General features: G+C 37.0%; 22 protein-coding genes and 1 pseudogene. 12 read left to right on the top strand and 11 right to left on the bottom strand.

Annotation, left to right across the window (positions count from 1 at the left end; translation table 11 throughout):
* The coding region (locus tag PVV63_RS05965; protein ID WP_273791061.1) for a helix-turn-helix domain-containing protein at positions 1 to 217 on the top strand (217 nt) is incomplete at its 5' end.
* Positions 218 to 377: 160 nt separating this feature from the next.
* Here the strand turns inward: PVV63_RS05965 and PVV63_RS05970 are convergent.
* Positions 378 to 542: a hypothetical protein gene (locus tag PVV63_RS05970; protein ID WP_273791062.1), complete on the bottom strand. Its 165-nt coding sequence runs from the start codon at positions 540 to 542 to the stop codon at positions 378 to 380.
* A gap of 572 nt (positions 543 to 1,114) precedes the next feature.
* Here PVV63_RS05970 and PVV63_RS05975 point away from each other — a divergent pair.
* Entirely contained in the window at positions 1,115 to 2,404 is a 1,290-nt protein-coding gene (locus tag PVV63_RS05975) for an MFS transporter (RefSeq protein WP_273791063.1), read from the top strand.
* On the opposite strand, the gene PVV63_RS05980 is transcribed toward PVV63_RS05975, so the two are convergent.
* From PVV63_RS05980 to PVV63_RS05990, 3 genes are read right to left on the bottom strand one after another with little or no spacing between them, the layout of a single operon-like run.
* The gene (locus PVV63_RS05980; protein ID WP_273791119.1) at positions 2,401 to 2,664 is read right to left on the bottom strand and encodes a hypothetical protein; all 264 of its coding nucleotides are present in this window, start codon (positions 2,662 to 2,664) and stop codon (positions 2,401 to 2,403) included. The genes PVV63_RS05975 and PVV63_RS05980 overlap by 4 nt on opposite strands.
* Positions 2,654 to 2,833, bottom strand: coding sequence for a hypothetical protein (locus tag PVV63_RS05985; protein WP_273791064.1), 180 nt, complete (start codon positions 2,831 to 2,833; stop codon positions 2,654 to 2,656). The genes PVV63_RS05980 and PVV63_RS05985 overlap by 11 nt, the downstream gene beginning before the upstream one ends.
* Positions 2,833 to 3,279, bottom strand: coding sequence for a DNA polymerase III subunit chi (locus PVV63_RS05990; RefSeq protein WP_273791065.1), 447 nt, complete (start codon positions 3,277 to 3,279; stop codon positions 2,833 to 2,835). Before PVV63_RS05990 ends, PVV63_RS05985 begins: the two co-directional genes overlap by 1 nt.
* A gap of 397 nt (positions 3,280 to 3,676) precedes the next feature.
* On the opposite strand from PVV63_RS05990, the gene lptF reads away from it, so the two are divergent.
* The 6 genes from lptF (at position 3,677) to rsmA (ending at position 11,216) form a co-directional block, all read left to right on the top strand.
* Positions 3,677 to 4,867 carry an LPS export ABC transporter permease LptF gene (gene lptF / locus PVV63_RS05995; RefSeq protein ID WP_273791066.1) on the top strand — a complete coding sequence of 397 codons (1,191 nt, stop codon included), beginning with the start codon at positions 3,677 to 3,679 and terminating at the stop codon, positions 4,865 to 4,867.
* Positions 4,864 to 5,955 (top strand): LPS export ABC transporter permease LptG, encoded by a 1,092-nt coding sequence (gene lptG / locus PVV63_RS06000; RefSeq protein WP_273791067.1) that lies wholly within the window; start codon positions 4,864 to 4,866, stop codon positions 5,953 to 5,955. The genes lptF and lptG overlap by 4 nt, the downstream gene beginning before the upstream one ends.
* A complete protein-coding gene (locus tag PVV63_RS06005; protein WP_273791068.1) occupies positions 5,956 to 8,316 on the top strand; it encodes an LPS-assembly protein LptD in 2,361 nt (786 codons plus the stop codon).
* Positions 8,317 to 8,425: 109 nt separating this feature from the next.
* A complete protein-coding gene (locus PVV63_RS06010) occupies positions 8,426 to 9,382 on the top strand; it encodes a peptidylprolyl isomerase (protein ID WP_273791069.1) in 957 nt (318 codons plus the stop codon).
* Positions 9,382 to 10,395, top strand: a complete 1,014-nt coding sequence (gene pdxA / locus PVV63_RS06015) for a 4-hydroxythreonine-4-phosphate dehydrogenase PdxA (RefSeq protein WP_273791070.1) — start codon at positions 9,382 to 9,384, stop codon at positions 10,393 to 10,395. The genes PVV63_RS06010 and pdxA overlap by 1 nt, the downstream gene beginning before the upstream one ends.
* Positions 10,386 to 11,216, top strand: a complete 831-nt coding sequence (rsmA, locus tag PVV63_RS06020) for a 16S rRNA (adenine(1518)-N(6)/adenine(1519)-N(6))-dimethyltransferase RsmA (protein ID WP_273791071.1) — start codon at positions 10,386 to 10,388, stop codon at positions 11,214 to 11,216. The genes pdxA and rsmA overlap by 10 nt, the downstream gene beginning before the upstream one ends.
* Positions 11,217 to 11,245: 29 nt before the next feature.
* On the opposite strand, the gene gmk is transcribed toward rsmA, so the two are convergent.
* The 7 genes and pseudogenes from gmk to PVV63_RS06055 all read right to left on the bottom strand — a co-directional run bounded on the left by gmk (position 11,246) and on the right by PVV63_RS06055 (position 17,655).
* A complete protein-coding gene (gmk, locus tag PVV63_RS06025; protein ID WP_273791072.1) occupies positions 11,246 to 11,923 on the bottom strand; it encodes a guanylate kinase in 678 nt (225 codons plus the stop codon).
* Positions 11,924 to 12,222: 299 nt separating this feature from the next.
* Positions 12,223 to 13,331, bottom strand: a pseudogene (gene mltG, locus PVV63_RS06030) (endolytic transglycosylase MltG).
* 96 nt (positions 13,332 to 13,427) lie between these two features.
* Positions 13,428 to 14,690 (bottom strand): beta-ketoacyl-ACP synthase II, encoded by a 1,263-nt coding sequence (gene fabF / locus PVV63_RS06035; protein WP_273791074.1) that lies wholly within the window; start codon positions 14,688 to 14,690, stop codon positions 13,428 to 13,430.
* Between the two features lie 101 nt (positions 14,691 to 14,791).
* Positions 14,792 to 15,028, bottom strand: coding sequence for an acyl carrier protein (locus PVV63_RS06040; protein WP_004860281.1), 237 nt, complete (start codon positions 15,026 to 15,028; stop codon positions 14,792 to 14,794).
* Positions 15,029 to 15,289: 261 nt separating this feature from the next.
* Entirely contained in the window at positions 15,290 to 16,027 is a 738-nt protein-coding gene (gene fabG / locus PVV63_RS06045; RefSeq protein ID WP_273791075.1) for a 3-oxoacyl-[acyl-carrier-protein] reductase, read from the bottom strand.
* An 18-nt stretch (positions 16,028 to 16,045) separates the two neighbouring features.
* Positions 16,046 to 16,990: an ACP S-malonyltransferase gene (gene fabD, locus PVV63_RS06050; RefSeq protein WP_273791076.1), complete on the bottom strand. Its 945-nt coding sequence runs from the start codon at positions 16,988 to 16,990 to the stop codon at positions 16,046 to 16,048.
* A 77-nt stretch (positions 16,991 to 17,067) separates the two neighbouring features.
* A complete protein-coding gene (locus PVV63_RS06055; RefSeq protein WP_273791077.1) occupies positions 17,068 to 17,655 on the bottom strand; it encodes an undecaprenyl-diphosphatase in 588 nt (195 codons plus the stop codon).
* A gap of 334 nt (positions 17,656 to 17,989) precedes the next feature.
* Here PVV63_RS06055 and rpsF point away from each other — a divergent pair, with 334 nt between their 5' ends.
* The 4 genes from rpsF (at position 17,990) to rplI (ending at position 20,396) form a co-directional block, all read left to right on the top strand.
* Entirely contained in the window at positions 17,990 to 18,397 is a 408-nt protein-coding gene (gene rpsF / locus PVV63_RS06060; protein ID WP_273791078.1) for a 30S ribosomal protein S6, read from the top strand.
* Positions 18,397 to 18,645 carry a 30S ribosomal protein S18 gene (gene rpsR, locus PVV63_RS06065; protein WP_012754957.1) on the top strand — a complete coding sequence of 83 codons (249 nt, stop codon included), beginning with the start codon at positions 18,397 to 18,399 and terminating at the stop codon, positions 18,643 to 18,645. The genes rpsF and rpsR overlap by 1 nt, the downstream gene beginning before the upstream one ends.
* 148 nt (positions 18,646 to 18,793) lie before the next feature.
* Positions 18,794 to 19,774: a hypothetical protein gene (locus PVV63_RS06070; RefSeq protein WP_273791079.1), complete on the top strand. Its 981-nt coding sequence runs from the start codon at positions 18,794 to 18,796 to the stop codon at positions 19,772 to 19,774.
* Positions 19,775 to 19,799: 25 nt separating this feature from the next.
* A complete protein-coding gene (rplI, locus tag PVV63_RS06075) occupies positions 19,800 to 20,396 on the top strand; it encodes a 50S ribosomal protein L9 (protein WP_273791080.1) in 597 nt (198 codons plus the stop codon).
* The last annotated feature ends 465 nt before the right edge of the window (positions 20,397 to 20,861 follow it).

The following is a 20,861-nucleotide window of genomic DNA, read 5'->3' on the forward strand; positions in this document are numbered from 1 at the left end:
TCTGAAAGAAAAGAACTTAACACAAAAACAGGCTAGTCAACTTTTGAAAATGACTCAACCAAAACTGTCTAAACTCTTAAGTGGAGAATTTCGAGGAATTAGTGAAATGAAAATGCTTGAGTGTTTGACAAAATTGGGAAACGATATAAAGATTATTGTTAATCCGAAAGAAGTTAAAACGCTTGAAGGACATTTTGAAGTTGTTTTTTCTTCTTAAACTTCTTTATGATTAGCTTTTTTGGGTCTATTCATACATGGCAATTGTTTATAAAAAATGGTCAAATGAATCACGTATAAAAGTGTGGATTCTTGAGTGGATTCATATAAGATAACTACACTCAACCTATTGACTTTATTGTGTTTTTTAGTATTATATCTCATATGACCGATAACAACTTTCTTGTCTCTTCTAGATGTTCACTGATACTTACTGGTGTTAATAACTTTTCTCTTGGTGTAGCTACTCCATCTGCACTCGCAATCTTGACAAAAAAACCACTGGTCATTAGTGCATAAAAACTTAATTTCAATTTGCGTTGCATTCTTTACACTCCATAATTTCAAATTTAAATTCTCCCATTTAGAAAAAAGTGCATAGACAAAAACAACACAACATAATTGCTCAACCTCATGTCTTTTAAGATAGCAAATCATTCGATGGATTAAGCCCTGATAGACGAAATATACACCTTGTGTTTTAAAATGTATGCACAACTAAAAGATTTAATTTGCTTCAGATACACTTTAAAAGTGTTGCAATTACATGCATGAAAAATATTTTTAATATTTTGAAACACTAAACACTGATCTACGAATAAGATTGATCCCTTAATAGATAAAAATGGCATTAAACTTTAAAGGAAACAGCAATGTGAATGAGAGCTGCGTTTATAGCCACCTATTGCCATCTTCTACAGCATTTAAAGCAGCGTCTTTATTTTATTCATTTTGGATAATATATAGAACACTTATTCATACTCATCAGTCCATAATCATTGTTCTAATATATAACGAAGTGTCATAATATTGACTCGACACTGATTTGAAATTTCTATAGTTATAATTAGTTAACTCGTTATTTGATTTGTCATATACTGAAAGGGACATTCTATTCATGTCTATAAACTCAGAAATGAAAGCTACAAGCAACAGAAACTCCCCTCGTCGAATTTTATTTGCTAGCCTTATTGGACCGACAATTGAATTCTTCGATTTCTATGTCTTTGGCACTGCCGCAGCTCTTATATTTCCTCATGTGTTTTTTCCAACACAAAATGATCAGACTGCCATTTTACAATCTTTCCTAATATTTGGAGCAGCCTTTTTTGCCCGCCCTTTTGGATCAGTTGTTTTTGGACATTTTGGGGATAAAATTGGAAGAAAAGCAACACTTATTGCTTCTCTTCTCACAATGGGTCTTTCAACAGTCATTATTGGTTTTCTTCCTACTTATGAAATAGCAGGGTGGTTTGCCCCTTTCCTCTTAACCTTGTGCCGTATTGGACAGGGAATGGGATTAGGAGGAGAATGGGGAGGCGCTGTTTTACTCGCAACAGAAAATGCCCCTCCAGAAAAGCGCGGCTGGTATGCGATGTTCCCCCAATTAGGCGTTTCAATAGGTTTGTTTTTATCTATTGCTGTTTATTTAGCTCTGTTGCATTTCCTTGATCGTGCGGAACTTTTAGCTTGGGGATGGCGTATTCCTTTTATTGCTTCAGTTGTTTTTATGATTATAGGATTATGGGTCCGTCTTTCAATTAATGAAACTGTTCAATTCAAAAAAACTCTTGAAAGTAAAGAACATGTCAAAGTTCCTATCATAGATGTCTTTTTAAAATGTCCACGAATCCTATTTCTTGGAGTATTTTCTGGTATGGCAACTTTTGTTTTGTTTTACTTGGTTACTACATATTTGTTAAGCTATTCAACAAACCATCTGCAATTGCCATTTCATCAAGCTCTTCAAATCGAAATTGTCGGTGCTATTTTTTGTGGGATTTTTACTGTCATCACTGGAAAACTCGCTGACCGTATTAGACGTAGAACTTTGATGATTTGGATTACAATCATCACCGGTATTTATTCTTTCGCAATTCCTTATTTCTTAAATTCTGGAGTTATAGGAGTCCTTGCAATGTCTGTTATTGGTTTGTCTCTCATGGGAATGATATACAGTCCTCTTGGTGCTGTTTTGGCTTCACCATACCCAACAGCAATCCGATATACCGGTTCTTCTATCACTTTCAATTTATCTGCTATCATAGGAGCTTCTCTCGCGCCTTATATTGCAGAATATCTGGTGCAACATTTCGATACATCTTATATCGGTTATTATTTGCTTCTTGCTTCTTTTATTTCACTGATTTGCTTCGTAGGATTTACAGATGATGAAATATCCAACTAAAATATAATAACGAAGAATAAAATAAGGACTGGCGGCAAAAATGCTGCCAGTTTTGTTTTTAAAGACAGGGGTTGAGGTATTTTCCACCACAATATTCCCGCAAACAATGCACTCAAAAAGAAAAATAAAAAATCTGCAATATTACTCATATAAGCAACAGCAAACATTTTTGATAAGATATGCGTTGTCCCCAACCACGACACGCAAAAGAAGGACAACATCACAGCCCATAAAATAAGCAAAATTCGATCAATAATCATCATCATGGCGTTTCGTTTTTTTAATTATAGGCCATATCTTTAGCATGCCTAAAAGAAAAATCACAATAAAAACCCAACGCCCTCCCCCTGAACCTTCCGTAATAAAAAATGCTGGATTTACTATTCCCAGCAATCCTATAAAAATCAGAGCAATAGATACGAGACGCATTAAACCTGTTTTTCCCAGCGACGATCTTCAGTCTGTTGCCAATACGTTAAATTATGATTTTCCATTTTATATTTTTTCCACTGTGCACGAACGAGATTCAACTGCTCTTCACTTCTACCATCAAATATCACGACAAGCCGTTGATAAGCATCAATATCCGAACAAACAGCTCCCTCTATGAGAAAACGAACCTTTGAATCATTCGGATTTTCTTGTCCTGTCGTCAGAAATACAGGCTGAAAGTTTGAATATTGATCACACTCCGTTCCATGTCCAATAAATGATTCATCAGCATAAACCCATAAATGTATATCTATAGAATCGCGTTGTTCTTTACTCACACATTGTATTGTTACTTTACCAAAACGAGCCAATGCACGCTCCACAAGCGTCGGCAAAATATCCTTCAGCGTTGACTGCGTCAAATGATAGAATAAAATATCCAATCTCTTAAGCCTTCATCATTCTTTATAAAAAAGCTAACATCTTTTTAAAAAAACTTCTATATCTCTAATACAAAGGAAACGGTTCAAGATATAAACCCTCTTTTTTGATGGAGATGCATCATCTTTTTGCACGTGTCTTTAAAAGACAATAATTTTTATTTTCAACGTTAATAAAAAAGTTTTTTAAGTTATTTTCTAGATTCTTTGTAGACTATAGTTGAAAATAAAATATAATGTACGGAAAATTTAAAGAGGACCTCATAGGCAATTTGATATTATTTATTTGGTAAAAATATCCAATTCATGAAAGGATATTTTTTCAAACTTTATTACATTTTAACCGAAAGCAGTAAAAATATTTGCTATCGAATTAAAGACTGAGGATTTTCCCCAATTTATGCGTATTATTGAGTTCTACATCCTGAAACGTGTCCTTGTTTTGTTTAGTTCTGTCATGATTGCAGCAGTGGGCGTTAGTTGGACTATACAAATTCTTGCACGGATAAACTTTCTCACAACAAGTAAACAAACACTCCTCACAGTCTTACAATTTTCACTTTCATTGGTTCCTTCTGTTATTTTTCTTGTCATTCCATTTGCATTAGTGATCGCAGTTACAACCATCCTCTCAGCAATGCATCAAGACTCAGAATTTGCTGTCATCAATGCCTCTGGTTTTCCTAAAAGTACTGTTTGGAAACCTATCCTTCTTCTTGCTATTGTTGCATCCTGTATCTCCTTTTCTATAGCTAATTTTGTTGTTCCTCAAGCGCGTCTTCATATGCGACAAATGCTAGCAAGCGCTCATTTTGATCTTATTAATCTATTCATTAGTGAAGGGAGCTTTCAAAAACTCGCCAATAACCTTTACATAGAAATTGGCGAACGAAATCCAAACGGAACACTTGAACGCCTTTTCATTGCCGACCAGCGTGATCCTAAGACTGATCTTTTTTATTATGCAACAGACGCATCCATTGTGAGCAATAAAAACGGCAGTTTTCTGGTTCTCAATAACGGTGAAATAGAAAGAGTCAATCATCAAAATAACAGTGTTTCAATCGTGCAATTTAGCTCATATACTTTTAGCCTAGGAGAGTTTATCCCCAGTGATAAAACACCTACTCTTTATCCAAAAGATCGGTCTCTTTCTTATTTACAAAACCCTGACCCAAAAGATCCCTACTATCAACGAAAACCACTCCAATATAAAGCTGAATTTCACCGTAGATTAACACAATGGCTCTACCCTATTGTTTTTTCACTTATTGCATTAGCAGCGGCAGGGGATGTACGCTCCCATCGACAAGCTCGTCATTCCGCAAATCTCTCGGCAATTGCCCTTTCTTTTCTGGTGTATTGGATAGGATATTTTTTCGCAGAAAAATCAAAAAGCGATCTTGCATACGTTCCTCTCCTTTATATTATACCCATAGGAACAAGTGCATTTGTCTTTTTTATGCTTTTAACGAATCATAAAATTGGGCTTCCCACAAAAGTTAATGAGATACTTCAAATCGCTTTTCAAAAAATAATGAACAAATTTGAACAGCGAAAATCTCAAGATTCCTCGGATAAAATATCATGATTGGGTGGACACTTGGACGATATTTTTTTATACGGTATCTTAAAATAACTTGTTATTTCTGGGGAAGCATTTTTGTTCTTGCTCTTTTAATCGATTTCACAGAGAATTCCGGTAGGCTATCTTCCCTTCCGCATTATACAGCAAAAGATGCATTTTTCCTCTCTGCTTTACGCATCCCTTTTATCATGCAACAACTTATCCCTTTCATTGCACTCTTTTCTGCAATGGCAACGCTTATCTCGCTCAACAAAAAACTTGAACTTGTAGTGACTCGTTCAATCGGTGTTTCTGCATGGCAATTTCTTATGCCAGCTTGTTTTGGAGCTTTTCTTTTGGGATTATTTTCAATTCTTCTCATTAATCCACTTGCTGCATGGGGATTTTCTCAAGCAGAAAAAAAGATGACTGAATGGCGCAATCACAATGTACTAACACCTCTTCACAATACAAGTATCCACTGGTTAACACAACGTACAAATTTAGGCAGAACAACCATTGGTGCCAAATCTATCACCGATCAAGGACTTTCTCTTCTCGATGCAACCTTTGTACAATACAATGACAACGCAACCGTCAAAAATTGGATTAACGCCCCAAAAGCAACCTTGACTAATGGATTTTGGCTATTAACAAATGGAACAATCTATAAAATAGGGCATCCTCCTGAAAAATTTACCGTGTTGCAAATAAAAACCAATCTAAAACCTGAATTTTTAACGGAACGTTTAGTGAATCCCGCAACTATTCCATTTTACCAATTGCCAAAAAAAATTATGATTGCACGTTCATTTGGCTATTCTGCTAATAATTTTGATATGTATTTTCAATCTTTGATTGCATTACCGGCATTGCTTGTGGCAATGACCCTCATTGCAGCAACTGTATCTTTAAATTTTACACGTTTTGGGCAATCTAGAATGTTGATTCTTGGTGGCGTAATAGCTGGGTTTATGCTTTATGTTATTTCCGTACTTGTTCAAGCTTTTGGTAATGCTGGATATATTCCACCAATTATTGCATCTTGGACACCCGTTGTTATTGCGTTATTCTTAGGAATCTCTTTTTTACTTCATAAAGAGGATGGCTAAGTGAAAGCATTAACACTTAAAAAAACTATTTTAACAAAATTAAGTGCTCTCGCTTTTAAAAGTGTTATAGGGGTTATTTTAGGAAGTGCTTTGTCTTATTGTGCGCACGCTCAAAGCCTTCTATCTCCTTCTCAAAGTCGCATTCAAAATCCGGAACCTCCTCTTTTGCTCTCTGCGGATGAACTCATCTACAATCGTGATGAAAACACTGTTTCTGCACACGGTAATGTTCAAATCGAATATGATGGCAATAAAGTTGTCGCTCAAAAAATTATTTACAATCAAAAAACAGGACGGCTTATAGCACAAGGGAACGTTGAAATTACTCAAAAGGATGGTAATAAAATTTATTCCAACCAAATTGATATGACCAAAGATCTTGGCGAGGGTTTTGTAAACGCCTTACGTATTGATACAGCCAACAATGTTCACTTTTCAGCCCAAAATGCTACACGCAAACACAACCACATAACAGTCTTTGAAAATGCAACCTATACAGCCTGTGAACCTTGCTCTTATAAACCAGATCGAGACGTCCTATGGAAAATTAAAGCAAGAAAGATCATATGGAATAATAGCATCAAAAAAATTCGGTTTGAAAATAGCAGTTTTGAAGTTTTTGGTGTACCGATTATAAAATTTCCAAATTTTGAGATCTATGATCCAACTGTTAGGCGTGCTAGCGGTCTGCTTACTCCTCATTTTTTTTATACTGATTATCTCGGTATGGGGATAAAGAATTCTTATTTCTGGAATCTCGCCCCCCATTATGATTTTACCCTTTCTTCTACGGTTTATACCCAACAAGGGCTTTTAACCGAAGGGGAATGGCGTCAGCGTTTAAAAACGGGACGTTATAACATTCGCTTTGCTCATATATATCAAATGAAACCGCATAGATTTGATAATGATACGATTGATGCCCAACATAAAAACCGTTATATGCTGGCGACAAAGGGGGATTTTCGTATTAATTCACACTGGACTTATGGATGGGATATTCTTGCACAATCAGATCGGCATTTTAGTCGTGCCTATAAACTTGAAAACTATAACAATCCTACACAACTTTCTCAGATCTATCTGAATGGTCTTGCAGGAAAAAATTATTTTGATATGCGTTTTTATCATTTTAAAGTTCAAGATTCAATATTGAATGATCCTCATTATGAACGTCACTCTCGGCAAGCGTGGGTCTTACCACACATCGATTATTTTTTCACACCAGATGAACCCATTTATAATGGAGAGCTTACCTTCCATAGTAATATGCAATCAGTTTATCGTCGCCATGCTGACTTCAGTTCACCCGACCAGAACGGAAACCCTCTCAACACAGTAAAACTTTCTGGTATGGCTGGAAATAGTTTGCGTTTAACAAACGAGCTTCAGTGGAAAAAGCGCTTCAACACGCACAACGGACTCATCTTAACCCCTCTTCTCTCTCTACGAGCTGATATCATTACAACCAATGCAAGAGAAAATCACACAGATTCTATAGAAAACAATGCCTTATCCGCAATTCATAGTTCAGCAATTCGTGGCATGGCAACAGCAGGGTTGGAACTACGCTATCCCTTCCTCATTACAGCTGATCATTCTACACATATTATAGAACCAACTGCACAAATTTTTATACGCAATAATGAACAATATATTGGACAAATTCCTAATGAAGATGCTCAAAGCTTTGTCTTTGATGCAACCACTCTCTTTCAACGAGACAAATTTTCTGGTTATGATCGTGTAGAAGGTGGTACAAGAGCCAATATAGGTATAAGATATTCTGGAAGCCTTAATGATAATTGGTCTCTTTATGGTCTCATTGGACAATCCTTTCATCTAGCAGGAAAGAATTCTTTTGCAGAAAAGGACTTTATCAATGTCGGTACTCATTCTAGCTTAGAGGCAAAACGTTCAGACTATGTTGCAATGTTTGGTACAAACCATAAAAGTGGTTTTTCCTTAGAAACGCGTGGACGCTTTGACAAAAAAACAGGAAAAATCCGCCGTAGTGAAATCGAAGCATCACAAAAATGGCAAAATTTTTGGGCAGCTCTACAATATGCCTATATCGCAAAGCAACCAGATTATGAATATTCTCAAGAGCGCCAAGAAATTTCTTTCCAAACAGGACTTAAATTGGCAGATTATTGGTCCATTAATAGCAACGCCGGTTATGATTTAGTATCTGGTACATTTATAAAGCGAGGAATTAGCTTGAGTTATATGGATGAATGTTTCGGGTTAACATTCGGTTATCAACAGGTAACGAATCCAGGCAGGAAAGCACCCTTGCAAAACTTTAATTTCTCTCTTTCATTGCGTACGATTGCAGATATCGGAAAAAAGATAGATTAATTTATAAAGGGAATGTATCAGTCATTTAACTTATCATTGTTTTTATGAAAGAAAGCGTGTATTTTAAGTTGTTGATGAGAATTAATAAACAATGCGAAAGCCTATTTACATGAATAAATTGAAAAAGCGTTTTCTTGCTTTATTTTATATTGCGTCTTTGAGCGTAAGTAGCCTGTTAATAAATGGATTTTTGAGTCCGACAGTCTTTGCGCAGACTTCTATTGTTGTTACAGTTAATGGCAACCCCATCACAAATTATGATATACAAAGACGCCTTGCTTTTCTCAGATTACAACAAAAGCAAGGCAATTTGGTGGCACAGGCTAAAAAAGAGCTTATTGACGAAAAGCTAAAAAATATTGAAATAAAACGTCTTAACATTGAAGTAAGCAATGATGAAGTTGATAGAGCTTTTGAGAATTTTGCGACACAAAATAATATGACGATTGATCAGCTCAACCAGATTCTGATCCAAACTGAGATCACAGTGCAACACTTTAAAGATTACATCCGTGGACAAATAGGATGGGGGCGTCTTGTTAGCGCACGCTATCAAGCTGAAACAGGTATGATTAGCGAACAAGAAGCTGTACGCAGAATATTAAAAAATGGTGGTGTAAAACCTTCAACCAACGAATATACATTACAGCGAATTGTTTTTGTCATTCCTGCACATCGTCGTTCAGAGATCTTTGAAAGACGTCAAAGAGAAGCAAGTAATTTTCGCGCACATTTCCGTGGATGTGCCAATGCTCACAATCAAGCAAGAGGTATTTTAGACGTTACTATCCGCCACTTAGGAAAGTTTCTGGAGCCACAACTTCCTAATGCATGGGAACAAGCTATTCTTGAAACGCCTGCTGGAAAAATGACAAAATTACAAGAAACATCTGATGGAATTGAAGCAATTGCTGTCTGCAAAATAAAAAGAGTTTCTGATGATTATGTCGCTCGACTGATATTTTCTCTTCAAGATAGTAAAAAAAGAAGCCCGCAAAAACTTGAAGAATTAAGCGACAAATATTTAGGAGAACTGCGGCGAGTGGCACGCATTCAAAATTCATAATGGCTGCTCTTATTGTTAGTGGTGGTGATCCTGCCGGTATTGGTCCTGAAATAGTATTAAAAGCGTGGAATTTGCGTGTTACGCGCCAAATTCCACCTTTTGTACTTCTTGCTGATCCAGATGTTATTCGTTCGCGCGCTCGTTTTTTACAGATTGATGTTGAGGTGCAATCTGTTTTAAGCAATAATCCTGCAAAAAATTTTCAAAACGCTCTTCCTATCATACCGTTAAAAAACAAACAAAGTGATCAATTAGGTATACCTTCATCGAATAATGCCGCTGGAATTATTGAAGCAATTAAACGCTGTGTTCAATTGATTCAAAATGGCCATGCATGTGCACTTATCACTTGTCCTATTGCAAAAAAGAATCTTTATGATGCCGGTTTTCAATTTCCAGGTCATACAGAATTTTTAGCTGATTTAGCCCATAAAGCTTTTCATAAATACTATCATCCAGTTATGATGTTAGCAGGACCTCGATTAAAAACAGTACCAATAACTGTTCATATTCCATTTAAAAATGTTCCTTCACAGCTTACCCGTGATTTAATTATTCAAACGGTACTTATTACTGAATGTGACTTAAAAACACGGTTTAAAATAACGTCACCCCGACTAGCTGTTGCTGGTCTTAATCCTCATGCTGGAGAAGGAGGTGCAATGGGCAAAGAAGATATTGAAGTTATCACTCCTGCTATTGAATATCTTAAAAAGAAAGGACTCAATATTGCAGGCCCGCTACCTGCCGACACAATGTTCCATGAATGTGCAAGAAAGGCATATGACGTTGCCATTTGTATGTATCATGATCAAGCCCTTATCCCTGTTAAGACATTAGACTTTGACAGCACTGTTAATGTCACGTTAGGTCTACCTTTTATTCGCACGTCTCCAGATCACGGAACTGCTTTTGACATTGCTGATAAAGGGATAGCCTCTCCCGAAAGCTTTATTGCTGCTCTTAAACTTGCAAATCAACTTGCAAAAAATAGTTTAATACCATGCCAATAGATAATCTCCCTCCTCTGCGTGAGGTCATTGATATATATGGATTACAAGCGCATAAATCTTTGGGGCAGAATTTTCTTTTTGATCTTAATTTAACATCTAAAATTGCTCATCAAGCAGGCAATATAGAAGGAAAACCTGTTCTTGAAATTGGTCCTGGTCCTGGAGGTCTCACACGTGCCTTGCTAGCAAAGGGTGCCATTGTAACAGCAATAGAACGCGATGAGCGCTGCATACCGGCTCTCTTAGAAATAGAAAAACACTATCCTAAAAAATTAAAAGTTATTTGTAATGATGCACTAAAGCAAGACTTCTCAAAACTCTTTGAAACAAGCCCAGAAAAACCTCGTATTATTGCAAATCTTCCCTATAATATTGGGACAAAACTCTTATTAAATTGGCTTTTGACTGAACCATGGCCTCCTTTTTATGAATCAATGACATTGATGTTTCAACGTGAAGTTGCCAAACGGATTACAGCTAAACCTCAATCTACTCATTATGGACGTCTTAGTGTCTTAACTGGCTGGCGTACTACTGCTAAAATTGCTTTCGATGTACCCCCTCAAGCCTTCATACCAATACCTAAAGTAACGTCTTCCGTTGTTCATATTATTCCACGAACACAACCTCTTGCCTGCTCTGCACAAAAACTAAGCCTCGTCACAAAAACCGCCTTTGGGCAAAGACGAAAAATGCTTCGTCAAAATCTCAAAATACTTGGAGGTGAAGTGCTATTAGAAAAAGCTGGAATTGATGGAATGCGCCGTGCTGAAACGCTCTCGGTTTCTGAATTTGTAACTCTAGCGCATCTAGTGCTCTAAAAAATACACTTTGTGTTATGAAACCTTTTTTAATCACAACATTTATCGATTTTTTCAGCAATAAGCCCATCAACAAAAGAGCCAAGATAAGAACAACGCTCACGTTTTACGGTTTCAGCTAAATAAATTGATTTAATAAAAGATAAAGACTGATCTAAATCTTCGTTAATCACAACATAATCATAAGAACGCCAATGCTTTAACTCCGTTCGTGCATTTTCCAATCGCAAATTGATGATATCTTGACTATCTTCTGCTCGACGATGTAAACGCGAAACAAGCTCTTTCATTGATGGTGGAAGGATAAAAACAGATACAGTGTCTCCTAGCATCTTTTTTTGCAGCTGCTCGGTACCTTGATAATCAATATCAAATAACATATCATGGCCAGCATTCAATGCGTTTTCAACAGTTTCACGCAAAGTGCCATAATAATTTCCGTGAACTTCTGCCCATTCAATAAATTCATCTCTATCACGCTTATATTCAAACTCTTCCTTTGAAATAAAGTGATAATGTAGCCCATCTACTTCACTAGGACGCCTTTTCCTTGTGGTCATACTTACGGAAAGCTCTAATTGTCCATCTTTTAGAAGTAATCGAGAAATTGTTGATTTACCAGCACCTGAAGGTGAAGAGAGAATAAATAAAAAACCGCGGCGTTGATTTATTTTTATAGCACTCAATTTACTTTCAAAGACTGTCATTACATCACTCTACTTTGTTCATAAATGTTTCTCCAAAATTTGAATTATACATTATCTCAACCTCTCCCCTAATCAATGTGTTTTCTTAGCAATTCTCAATGTTATTTTGCTCTTTTTTGAGATAAGGTATTAGCAGTATATTCACTTCTTTCTTAAATATTTTTATCCATACGCCAATCCCACTTGTGACAGACAAGAAAATGATTTTTTATCATTCTCATAAAAAGTTTAAATAGAAAAATTTTACTATATTTGGGATTCTCATTTACGATGCAAAAAGATGTGTTATCACTATAAATTCAATGTTTTGCCTTTAATTCTCGCCACTTGCGAACATTCATATTATGTTCCTCTAAAGTTCGAGAAAAAACATGCCCTCCTGAACCATCAGCAACAAAATAAAGTGCATCACTGCTTGGTGGATGTGCCACCGCTTTTAAAGAATCTCGACCTGGATTTGCAATAGCCGTTGGGGGCAAACCATTAATTTTATAAGTATTATATGGTGTTTCCTTCTCAAGATCTGAACGATAAATTGCACGACCGGATGGTTTTCCTTTTCCTCCGAAGAGACCATAAATTACTGTTGGATCTGATTGAAGACGCATATGCTTTGTAAGGCGGTTATAAAATACCGCAGCAACCATTGGTCTTTCTGCTGCAATTCCCGTTTCTTTCTCAACAATTGAGGCTAATATAACAAACTCATCAATTGATTTAATGGGTAAATCAGGTGAACGCGTAGCCCATATAGCATGAATTAATTTTGTCTGTCCTTCACGCAACCTGTTTACAATCTCTTTACGCGTTGTTCCCCGAATAAAACGAACAGTATCCGTCATTAAATAACCTTCTGGAGGCAAAATTTTTGGAAGGTCTCCAATCAAAATTTCATTCGCAGCTAATCGATCGAAAACTTGCTGAACCGTTAAACCTTCAGGTACTGTAAATGTATACTCTATAGATTTTCCTTTCACAAGAATATCCATAATATCCTGCATCGAAGCATGAGCTGGAATTAAATATTCACCAGCCTTCAGATGCGTTGTTTTTTGGTGATAACCAACCCCATAAACAAAAATATCTGATGATCGAATGAAACCACGTTTTTCTAGCAATGAAGCAATTTCACGAATTCCGGTACCAGGATGGATAAGAACAATTTGTTCTTCCTCAATTTTTCCCTTTTCTTCAAAAATACTTTTTCCAATATAAAGAGGAATACTTATGGCAAAAAGAATAATCACAATCAGCATAAGAAAAAAATGACCGAGAATGACCAACGGATTACGGACGATAGATGATTTCTTTCGTTTTTTATGTATTAACATGTCATAACTATCTGCTAAATGATTCGAAGAGGAATCACTTACGCCCTTTAATGATTTCCATTTTTCACATCGGACATAACCCCTCAATAGCGATTAAGGATAATATTATAATTTCTCATTCACCTTATAATAAAATAGAAAACTCAAAAGCAAAAATTAAATAAAAATACTTATTATCCCCTAAAACGTCGCATCACCAACGATGCATTTGTCCCACCAAATCCAAAAGAATTAGAAAGAATCGTATCAATCTTTCGTTCACGCGGTTTGTGTGGTACAAGATCGATTTTCGTTTCAATCGATGGATTGTCAAGATTAAGTGTCGCTGGGGCTATATTATCCCGTATAGCTAAAATAGAAAAAATAGCCTCAGCAGCACCGGCTGCACCAAGTAAATGCCCGATAGATGATTTCGTTGATGACATAGAAACTTGTGGTGCATAACTCCCTAAAACACGCTCAACAGCCGCTAGCTCTATGGAATCAGCCATCGTAGATGTACCATGAGCATTAATATAATCAAGTTCACTCACATTCACTTGTGCACGCTTAAGAGCAGCTATCATACTACGCTGAGCCCCTTCACCACTTTCTGAAGGCGCTGTAATGTGGTAAGCGTCACCAGATAAACCATAACCAATAACCTCAGCATAAATACGCGCTCCTCGTTTTTTGGCATGTTCCAGCTCTTCTAAAACAACAACTGCTGCTCCTTCCCCCATCACAAAACCATCACGATCAGTATCATAAGGACGTGACGCCCGTTCAGGATCATCATTGCGACAAGTGGAAAGAGCTCTACAAGCTGCAAAACCTGCAAGAGATATCCGATTTATCGGAGATTCAGCCCCCCCTGCCACCATGACATCTGCATCACCAAACATAATCAAACGTGCCGCATCACCAATCGCATGCGCCCCTGTTGAACAAGCCGTTACAACAGAATGATTAGGCCCCCGTAAACCATATTGAATAGACACATAACCAGAAGCAAGATTAATCAAACGACCTGGAATAAAAAAAGGAGAAACACGACGTGGGCCCTTATCACGAAGCGTATAACCAGCTTCAACAATACCCTCAACTCCCCCAATTCCCGAACCAATTAACACACCTGTACAAATCTGATCTTCATCACTCTTAGGAAACCATTCGGCATCTGCAAGCGCTTGGTTAGCAGCAGCCATTGCATAAACAATAAATGCATCAACTTTACGTTGCTCTTTAGGTTCCATATACAAATCAGCATTATAAGTCCCCTCTGCTCCATCCCCTAAGGGGATACGCGCAGCAATCTGGCATGGCAAATCTGACACATCAAACTCTGTGATACGTCGGACACCACTTCTTCCTTCAAGAAGTCGTTTCCAACTATATTCAGTATTACCAGCTAATGGAGATACCAACCCTAAACCAGTAACAACAACACGTCTCATAACTTCTAACCTTGAACTAAACTTCACCTCTCAAAGCTCTCTTTTCAAAAGAGCTCCGAAGAATATAGGCAAAAGCAATTCATGCCTTTGCCCTTTAGTAATCACGCAGAAGCTTTATCAATGAACTTGACTGCATCGCCAACTGTGAAAATCGTTTCAGCAGCTTCATCTGGAATTTCTACCCCAAACTCTTCTTCAAAAGCCATAACGAGTTCAACCGTATCAAGGCTATCAGCCCCTAGATCATCGATAAAGCTTGCATTTTCTACAACTTTATCAGCATTAACCCCAAGATGTTCCACGATAATTTTCTTAACGCGCTCTACTGTATCACTCATGTTGAAATCCTCGAATTTATATTTTCCTATAATTTGGTTAACTATATCGGTTCATCTAATCAAGCAATAGATGCATTACTTTAAAAGATTTTAGTAATGATTTAAAACATCCTGTGGATATCCCCTACAAAATGAACCAATCTGACATTCCGACATCAATTGATCAACGACCATATTAAAGAAATAGATGCATCTATCCATTTCAATCGTTACTATCTAAAATAATACAACTCATAAATCAATGTGGAATAAAATAAATACTCAAATCATTGCCATTCCACCATTGATATGGAGTGTTTGACCTGTCGTATAGGCTGCTTCATCGCTTGCTAAATAAACAGCAGCAGCGGCTATTTCTTGCCCACTTCCCATACGCTTCATCGGAATCGCAGCCATAATGGCTTCTTTTTGCTTTTCATTAAGCTTGTCTGTCATTGCGGATTTAATAAATCCTGGAGCAATACAATTGACAGTGATGTTTCGCGAAGCAATTTCTTGTGCCAATGCTTTAGAAAAACCTATCAAGCCTGCTTTTGCAGCACAATAATTCGTTTGTCCAGGGTTTCCCACAACACCAACAACAGATGTAATGTTAATAATCCTTCCATAACGGCGGCGCATCATAGAATGTATTAATTCACGCGTCAAAAGAGAAGCAGCTGTTAGGTTAACTTCTAAAACATCATCCCAGTCTTTATCTTGCATACGCACAAAAAGACCATCCCTAGTGATTCCCGCATTGTTAACCAAAATATCGACGCCATCCATTTCTCTTTCTGCAACTTCAGCCAATTGTTTAATCGATTGGCGTTCAGAAAGATTAGCGGGAAATACAAAAACATTCTGCCCTAATTCTGCCGCCACTTCTCTAAGCTTTTCTTCGCGTGTTCCATGAAGTCCAACAATGGCTCCTTGTGCATGAAAGCAGCGTGCAATTGCCTCACCAATTCCTCCCGAAGCCCCCGTTACAAGAGCTTTACGTCCTGTTAATCTAAACATCTTTTAACTCCTTATAGATTAAACGCCGAGCATACCTAGCGCTGATTCTATTTCATCAACTGTTCCAATGGTTACCCCCTTTATATCTTTGTTAATACGACGCGTTAAACCTGTTAATACTTTTCCAGAACCAACTTCAAAAAGCGTATCAACTCCATTAGCAGCGATCCATTCTATTGTTTCACGCCATCGCACCCTCCCAGTCACTTGTTGGACAAGAAGAGTAGTAATACGCTCTGGATTGCTCTCAGGTGCAACAGAAACATTGGCAATCAAAGGAACAATAGGGGACATTTTGTTAACAGTCAAAAGTGCTTTCTTCATGGCATCAGCAGCAGGTTGCATTAAAGATGAATGAAAAGGTGCAGAAACAGGAAGAAGAAGTGCACGTTTTGCACCTTTTGTTGATGCAATCTCTACCGCTGCCTCAACTGCTTTTGCTTTACCGGAAATAACAATTTGCCCACCACCATTATCATTAGCAATCTGACATAATCCTTCTCCAGAAACAGTTTCGCAAATTTCTTCCACAATGTGCTCTTCTAAACCAATTAATGCTGCCATAGAACCTTCACCAACCGCGACAGCAGCCTGCATAGCATTGCCACGAATACGCAAAAGTCTTGCCGTATCTGTGAGAGTAAATGTACCAGCAGCACAAAGAGCCGAGTATTCGCCTAAAGAATGACCAGCAACAAATCTTACCTTTTCTTCTATACGAAGCCCTAATTGTTTCATCACACGAATGACAGCCATAGATACAGCCATTAATGCCGGTTGTGCATTTGCTGTTAACGTTAAAACATCTGCTGGTCCTTCAAAAATGATCTTTGATAATTTCTCGCCCAAAGCATCATCAACTTCCTCGAAAACCATCCGTGCGGCAATAAATTGCTCTGTAAGCGCCTTCCCCATACCAACAAGTTGACTCCCCTGCCCTGGAAAAATAAAAGCTGCACCCATTTATCAACTCCTAAAACTGTACAATTAAATTATTTTCTTTTGACCTTATTCATCCGCACAAATCAAGATAAAGCCCTTTATTTAAAACGAATACCACACTTAAAATTATATTTTAAGGGCGGAATTTGATATAAAAACTTAGGGAAATAGGGTGCTATAAACTGAATAACACCCAAACTTATGAGACTTCCTAAAATTGCACCTGCTAAAATATCAAAGGGATAATGTACACCCACAAAGATGCGCGCCCAACAGATCAAACACAAAAATACCGAAGCAAATTTAAAAGCAACTTTGTATCGGTAAAAATAAAAGTTAGCTGCATAAGATGCAATGGTCAAGGCATGATTACTAGGAAAAGAAGCTGTCGCACGATGTTGAATAAGCGGTGTCGTCAGCCCTACCACGAATGGGCGAGGATGAAAATAAAAAAGAGAAATGAGATAACCTATGAAAAGAGCCGCACAAATACTCATGCAAATGCTTAGCACGACACATCGTTCCCTCTCCCCACCACAAAACCACAACGCACAGAGATGGAGAGGAATAATATAAATTAAAAACTTTGCACAAAAAATACTAAACAAAACTACAATCGACCAAGCGTGATGATTGCCGACAAACATTTCAAAGAGTGTAACATCAATCTGGTTTAAAAAGTCCATTTTTCCCTCCTTTACCTTTATATTACAGTATTATCTTTTTGTAGAAGAAGGAAATATATCAAGATTTAACAAATCAATTTTTTTATGTGCATAAACTTGCTATTTTAAAAGATAACCTGTAAATGTGAAATGTTCGTTGCCGGCACTTTAGCTGGAGGTTGAACGGAGGGCTGTAAAATATCAGTAGGAAATACAATGTTTCCGGCCTCCCGTGTCTCCGCTCTGAGATGTCTCGAATTGTAAACGCGTCCTTTCTTCTTTGGATTCCAAAAAAGACAAGTCGCAGAGGCTTTGCGCTAAAGCCGGTGAAATTTAATTGAAGAAAGGCAAAACAATGGCTCTTTATGAACATATGTTCCTTGCCCGACAAGACATCGCACCGCAGCAAGTTGATGAACTTTTGAGTCTCTACAAAGGTGTCATTGAAGCGCATGGTGGAAAAGTTGGGCGTATAGAAAATTGGGGACTTCGTCCTCTTGCTTACCGTATTCGTAAAAACCGTAAAGCTTATTATGTCTTGGTCAATATTGATGCACCAGCTTCAGCAATTGCTGAAGTGGAGCGTCAGATGCGCATCAATGAGGATATTTTGCGTTATATGACCATTCGCGTAGAAAAACACGAAAAAGAAAAATCTGCTATGCTCTCACACCTTGATCGCAATAGTCACATTGGACACGATGAAGAGCGTCCTCGTTTTCCACGTCGTCAACGTGAAAATGCTATAGAAGAGGTAGAATGATGACTGATACTAATCAAAACTCTGCACGTCGCCCCTTTCATCGTCGTCGTAAAACATGTCCTTTTTCAGGGACCAATGCTCCCAAAATTGATTATAAAGACATCAAGTTGTTACAACGTTATATTTCCGAACGTGGGAAAATTGTTCCTTCACGGATTACTGCTGTTAGTCAGAAAAAACAGCGTGAATTAGCTAATGCTATCAAACGTGCTCGCTTTTTAGGTTTACTTCCGTACGTTATAAAGTAAGCGATCAATATGTTATGCAACTGGAGAGTTTCTCCAGTTGCTTTTCTTATATGGTTAAAAATAGCTTGTTGTATCCTATGTTAAGCTATTAAATGTCAAAGTTGGGGTATTGACACGCCTCTAACTGCAGAAAGCAGGACAGCAATAAATGAAAAAAAATCGTACTTATGAGATATTAACCGGTATTTTGGCAGGATTATTTGCTGTTGTGATAGGAATGGCAATCATCAGTGTTGCAAATATCGCGCCCTTTTTTTCTCTTCTTCTTGGATGCTTTCTTTCATTGCCAATTTTTATTGTTGCGTTCGGTCAAGGAACATTAGCCAGTCTCATCGCCCTCATAAGTGCCACTGTTGTTCTTATCATAACCACTAATACCTATATTGCTCTTGGCTCTATGTTCTTATTTTTCCTTCCTGCTGTCTATGCTTCTTGGCTTCTTGGGCTTGCACGACCAGCGCAAAAAGAAAACGAACTGATATGGTATCCATTATCATCGGTTATTTTTCATTTAACTAATTTTATCGCTCTTATAGCAACTTTCATTGGGCTCTATGTTCAAACCCGTCCATCCACACCCGTCATTGCAAAAAAAATCACCGAAAACATAGCACAAACTCTGCAACAATCACAGTCAATAAAAGAAGCCGATATACGCGCTTTTAGTGAGCTTTTAATGACGCATACAGCAACTTTTACTGCTTTTTCTTTGACTGTTTATAGTTTGGTTTTTCTCATTGGTAACCTTTACTTTTCCATGATAGCAGCACAACATATGAAATGGCTGAAAAGACCCCGTGATGATTGGAGCCAAACTCTCCGCCTTCCCATTTCTGGAATTATTATTTTCATTATTGTTTGCATAGCATCGATGATTGAGCTGAGCGCTTCTCTTAACTTGAGTACCCGTATCTTTAGCACTGCATACATTGTCATCATATTAATTAGCGGTCTAGCATATCTTCACAATATTACAAAAGGGGTAAACGGTCGAATTATTATACTTTCTCTTGTTTATATTGCTATTTTTACAATCGTTTTTACTCCACCTATTGTTTTCATGATGCTTTTGATGGGAATTTGGGCTGCTATTCAATACAATTTTCAATCACGCAAAAAACTCCACTAAATTTATTTGTTCGAAAGGAAAAACTATGGATATTATTTTACTTGAGCGCATTCCTCGTCTTGGTCAGATGGGTGATATTGTCTCAGTTAAAGATGGTTATGCGCGTAATTTTCTCTTACCTCAAGGTAAAGCTTTACGCGCAAATGAAGCTAATAAAAAACATTTTGAGGTACAACGTGCACAACTTGAAGCACGTAATCTTGAACGCAAAAGCGAAGCGCAAAAAATTGCTGAAAAACTTGATGGACAATCATTCATTGTTGTTCGTTCTGCTGGTGAAACGGGACAACTTTATGGTTCTGTGTCAACACGTGATATTGCTGAAATCATAACAGATGAAGGCTTTTCTATTGGAAGAAATCAAATCGAACTTAATCATCCAATAAAAATGATCGGTCTTCACACTATCACTCTTAGCTTACATCCAGAGGTTCAAATTTCTGTGATTATTAACGTTGCGCGTTCTACCAGTGAAGCACAACGCCAAGCAGAAGGTGAAACTCTCACTTCGGCTAAAGAAATATATAATATTCAAGAAGAATTATTAGAAGAAAGTCAGGAAGAATTATTGGCAGAAGAAATTAATGACAACGATATAAACAGTTCTCATCAAGAAGCTTAATTGCTATTTTTTCTTTGTGTTTTATATTTTTTATTCCATTTTAAATATTGTTCATAAAATACTCACACTTTAAAAGTGAGTATTTTATGGCTATCGTACATAAATAATCTAATTTTTATGAAAGAATTAGAAATATATTATTTAAAGGCATTATATGCCGAGAATGATAATATCACTAAGAGGAAATGTCTTTTGTTTTCCAGCATATAAAGCAAAAATAATTTAAAGTCCTACCCTTAAGGCTAAAGTTTGTATGAGCGTTAAGTTGATTATATCCTCACATGATCTGAAATAATTTCAGTTATAAAAAAATAATTCTACTTACACAGATATTGGAATTTTAAGGTTAAGTAACTTAAAAATACTTAAATTTAGAGTAGCAAAACTTCCACTTTAAAATCACATATTATAAAATAAAATAGATAGACGTTATATAAATAATACACAAATGATAAATGAGAAACG

Source organism: Bartonella sp. CM31XJBT, assembly GCF_028618555.1.
Classification (GTDB): domain Bacteria; phylum Pseudomonadota; class Alphaproteobacteria; order Rhizobiales; family Rhizobiaceae; genus Bartonella.

Bases quoted from the DNA above. Each gene is read 5' to 3' on its own strand.
- rpsR (WP_012754957.1), top strand. From the start codon at position 18,397: ATGACTGATACTAATCAAAACTCTGCACGTCGCCCCTTTCATCGTCGT.
- lptG (WP_273791067.1), top strand. From the start codon at position 4,864: ATGATTGGGTGGACACTTGGACGATATTTTTTTATACGGTATCTTAAA.
- rsmA (WP_273791071.1), top strand. From the start codon at position 10,386: ATGCCAATAGATAATCTCCCTCCTCTGCGTGAGGTCATTGATATATAT.
- PVV63_RS06010 (WP_273791069.1), top strand. From the start codon at position 8,426: ATGAATAAATTGAAAAAGCGTTTTCTTGCTTTATTTTATATTGCGTCT.
- pdxA (WP_273791070.1), top strand. From the start codon at position 9,382: ATGGCTGCTCTTATTGTTAGTGGTGGTGATCCTGCCGGTATTGGTCCT.
- rplI (WP_273791080.1), top strand. From the start codon at position 19,800: ATGGATATTATTTTACTTGAGCGCATTCCTCGTCTTGGTCAGATGGGT.
- PVV63_RS05985 (WP_273791064.1), bottom strand. From the start codon at position 2,833: ATGCGTCTCGTATCTATTGCTCTGATTTTTATAGGATTGCTGGGAATA.
- lptF (WP_273791066.1), top strand. From the start codon at position 3,677: ATGCGTATTATTGAGTTCTACATCCTGAAACGTGTCCTTGTTTTGTTT.
- PVV63_RS06070 (WP_273791079.1), top strand. From the start codon at position 18,794: ATGAAAAAAAATCGTACTTATGAGATATTAACCGGTATTTTGGCAGGA.
- PVV63_RS06055 (WP_273791077.1), bottom strand. From the start codon at position 17,655: ATGGACTTTTTAAACCAGATTGATGTTACACTCTTTGAAATGTTTGTC.
- fabG (WP_273791075.1), bottom strand. From the start codon at position 16,027: ATGTTTAGATTAACAGGACGTAAAGCTCTTGTAACGGGGGCTTCGGGA.
- PVV63_RS06040 (WP_004860281.1), bottom strand. From the start codon at position 15,028: ATGAGTGATACAGTAGAGCGCGTTAAGAAAATTATCGTGGAACATCTT.
- rpsF (WP_273791078.1), top strand. From the start codon at position 17,990: ATGGCTCTTTATGAACATATGTTCCTTGCCCGACAAGACATCGCACCG.
- PVV63_RS05980 (WP_273791119.1), bottom strand. From the start codon at position 2,664: ATGATTATTGATCGAATTTTGCTTATTTTATGGGCTGTGATGTTGTCC.
- fabD (WP_273791076.1), bottom strand. From the start codon at position 16,990: ATGGGTGCAGCTTTTATTTTTCCAGGGCAGGGGAGTCAACTTGTTGGT.
- gmk (WP_273791072.1), bottom strand. From the start codon at position 11,923: ATGACAGTCTTTGAAAGTAAATTGAGTGCTATAAAAATAAATCAACGC.
- PVV63_RS05970 (WP_273791062.1), bottom strand. From the start codon at position 542: ATGCAACGCAAATTGAAATTAAGTTTTTATGCACTAATGACCAGTGGT.
- PVV63_RS05975 (WP_273791063.1), top strand. From the start codon at position 1,115: ATGTCTATAAACTCAGAAATGAAAGCTACAAGCAACAGAAACTCCCCT.
- fabF (WP_273791074.1), bottom strand. From the start codon at position 14,690: ATGAGACGTGTTGTTGTTACTGGTTTAGGGTTGGTATCTCCATTAGCT.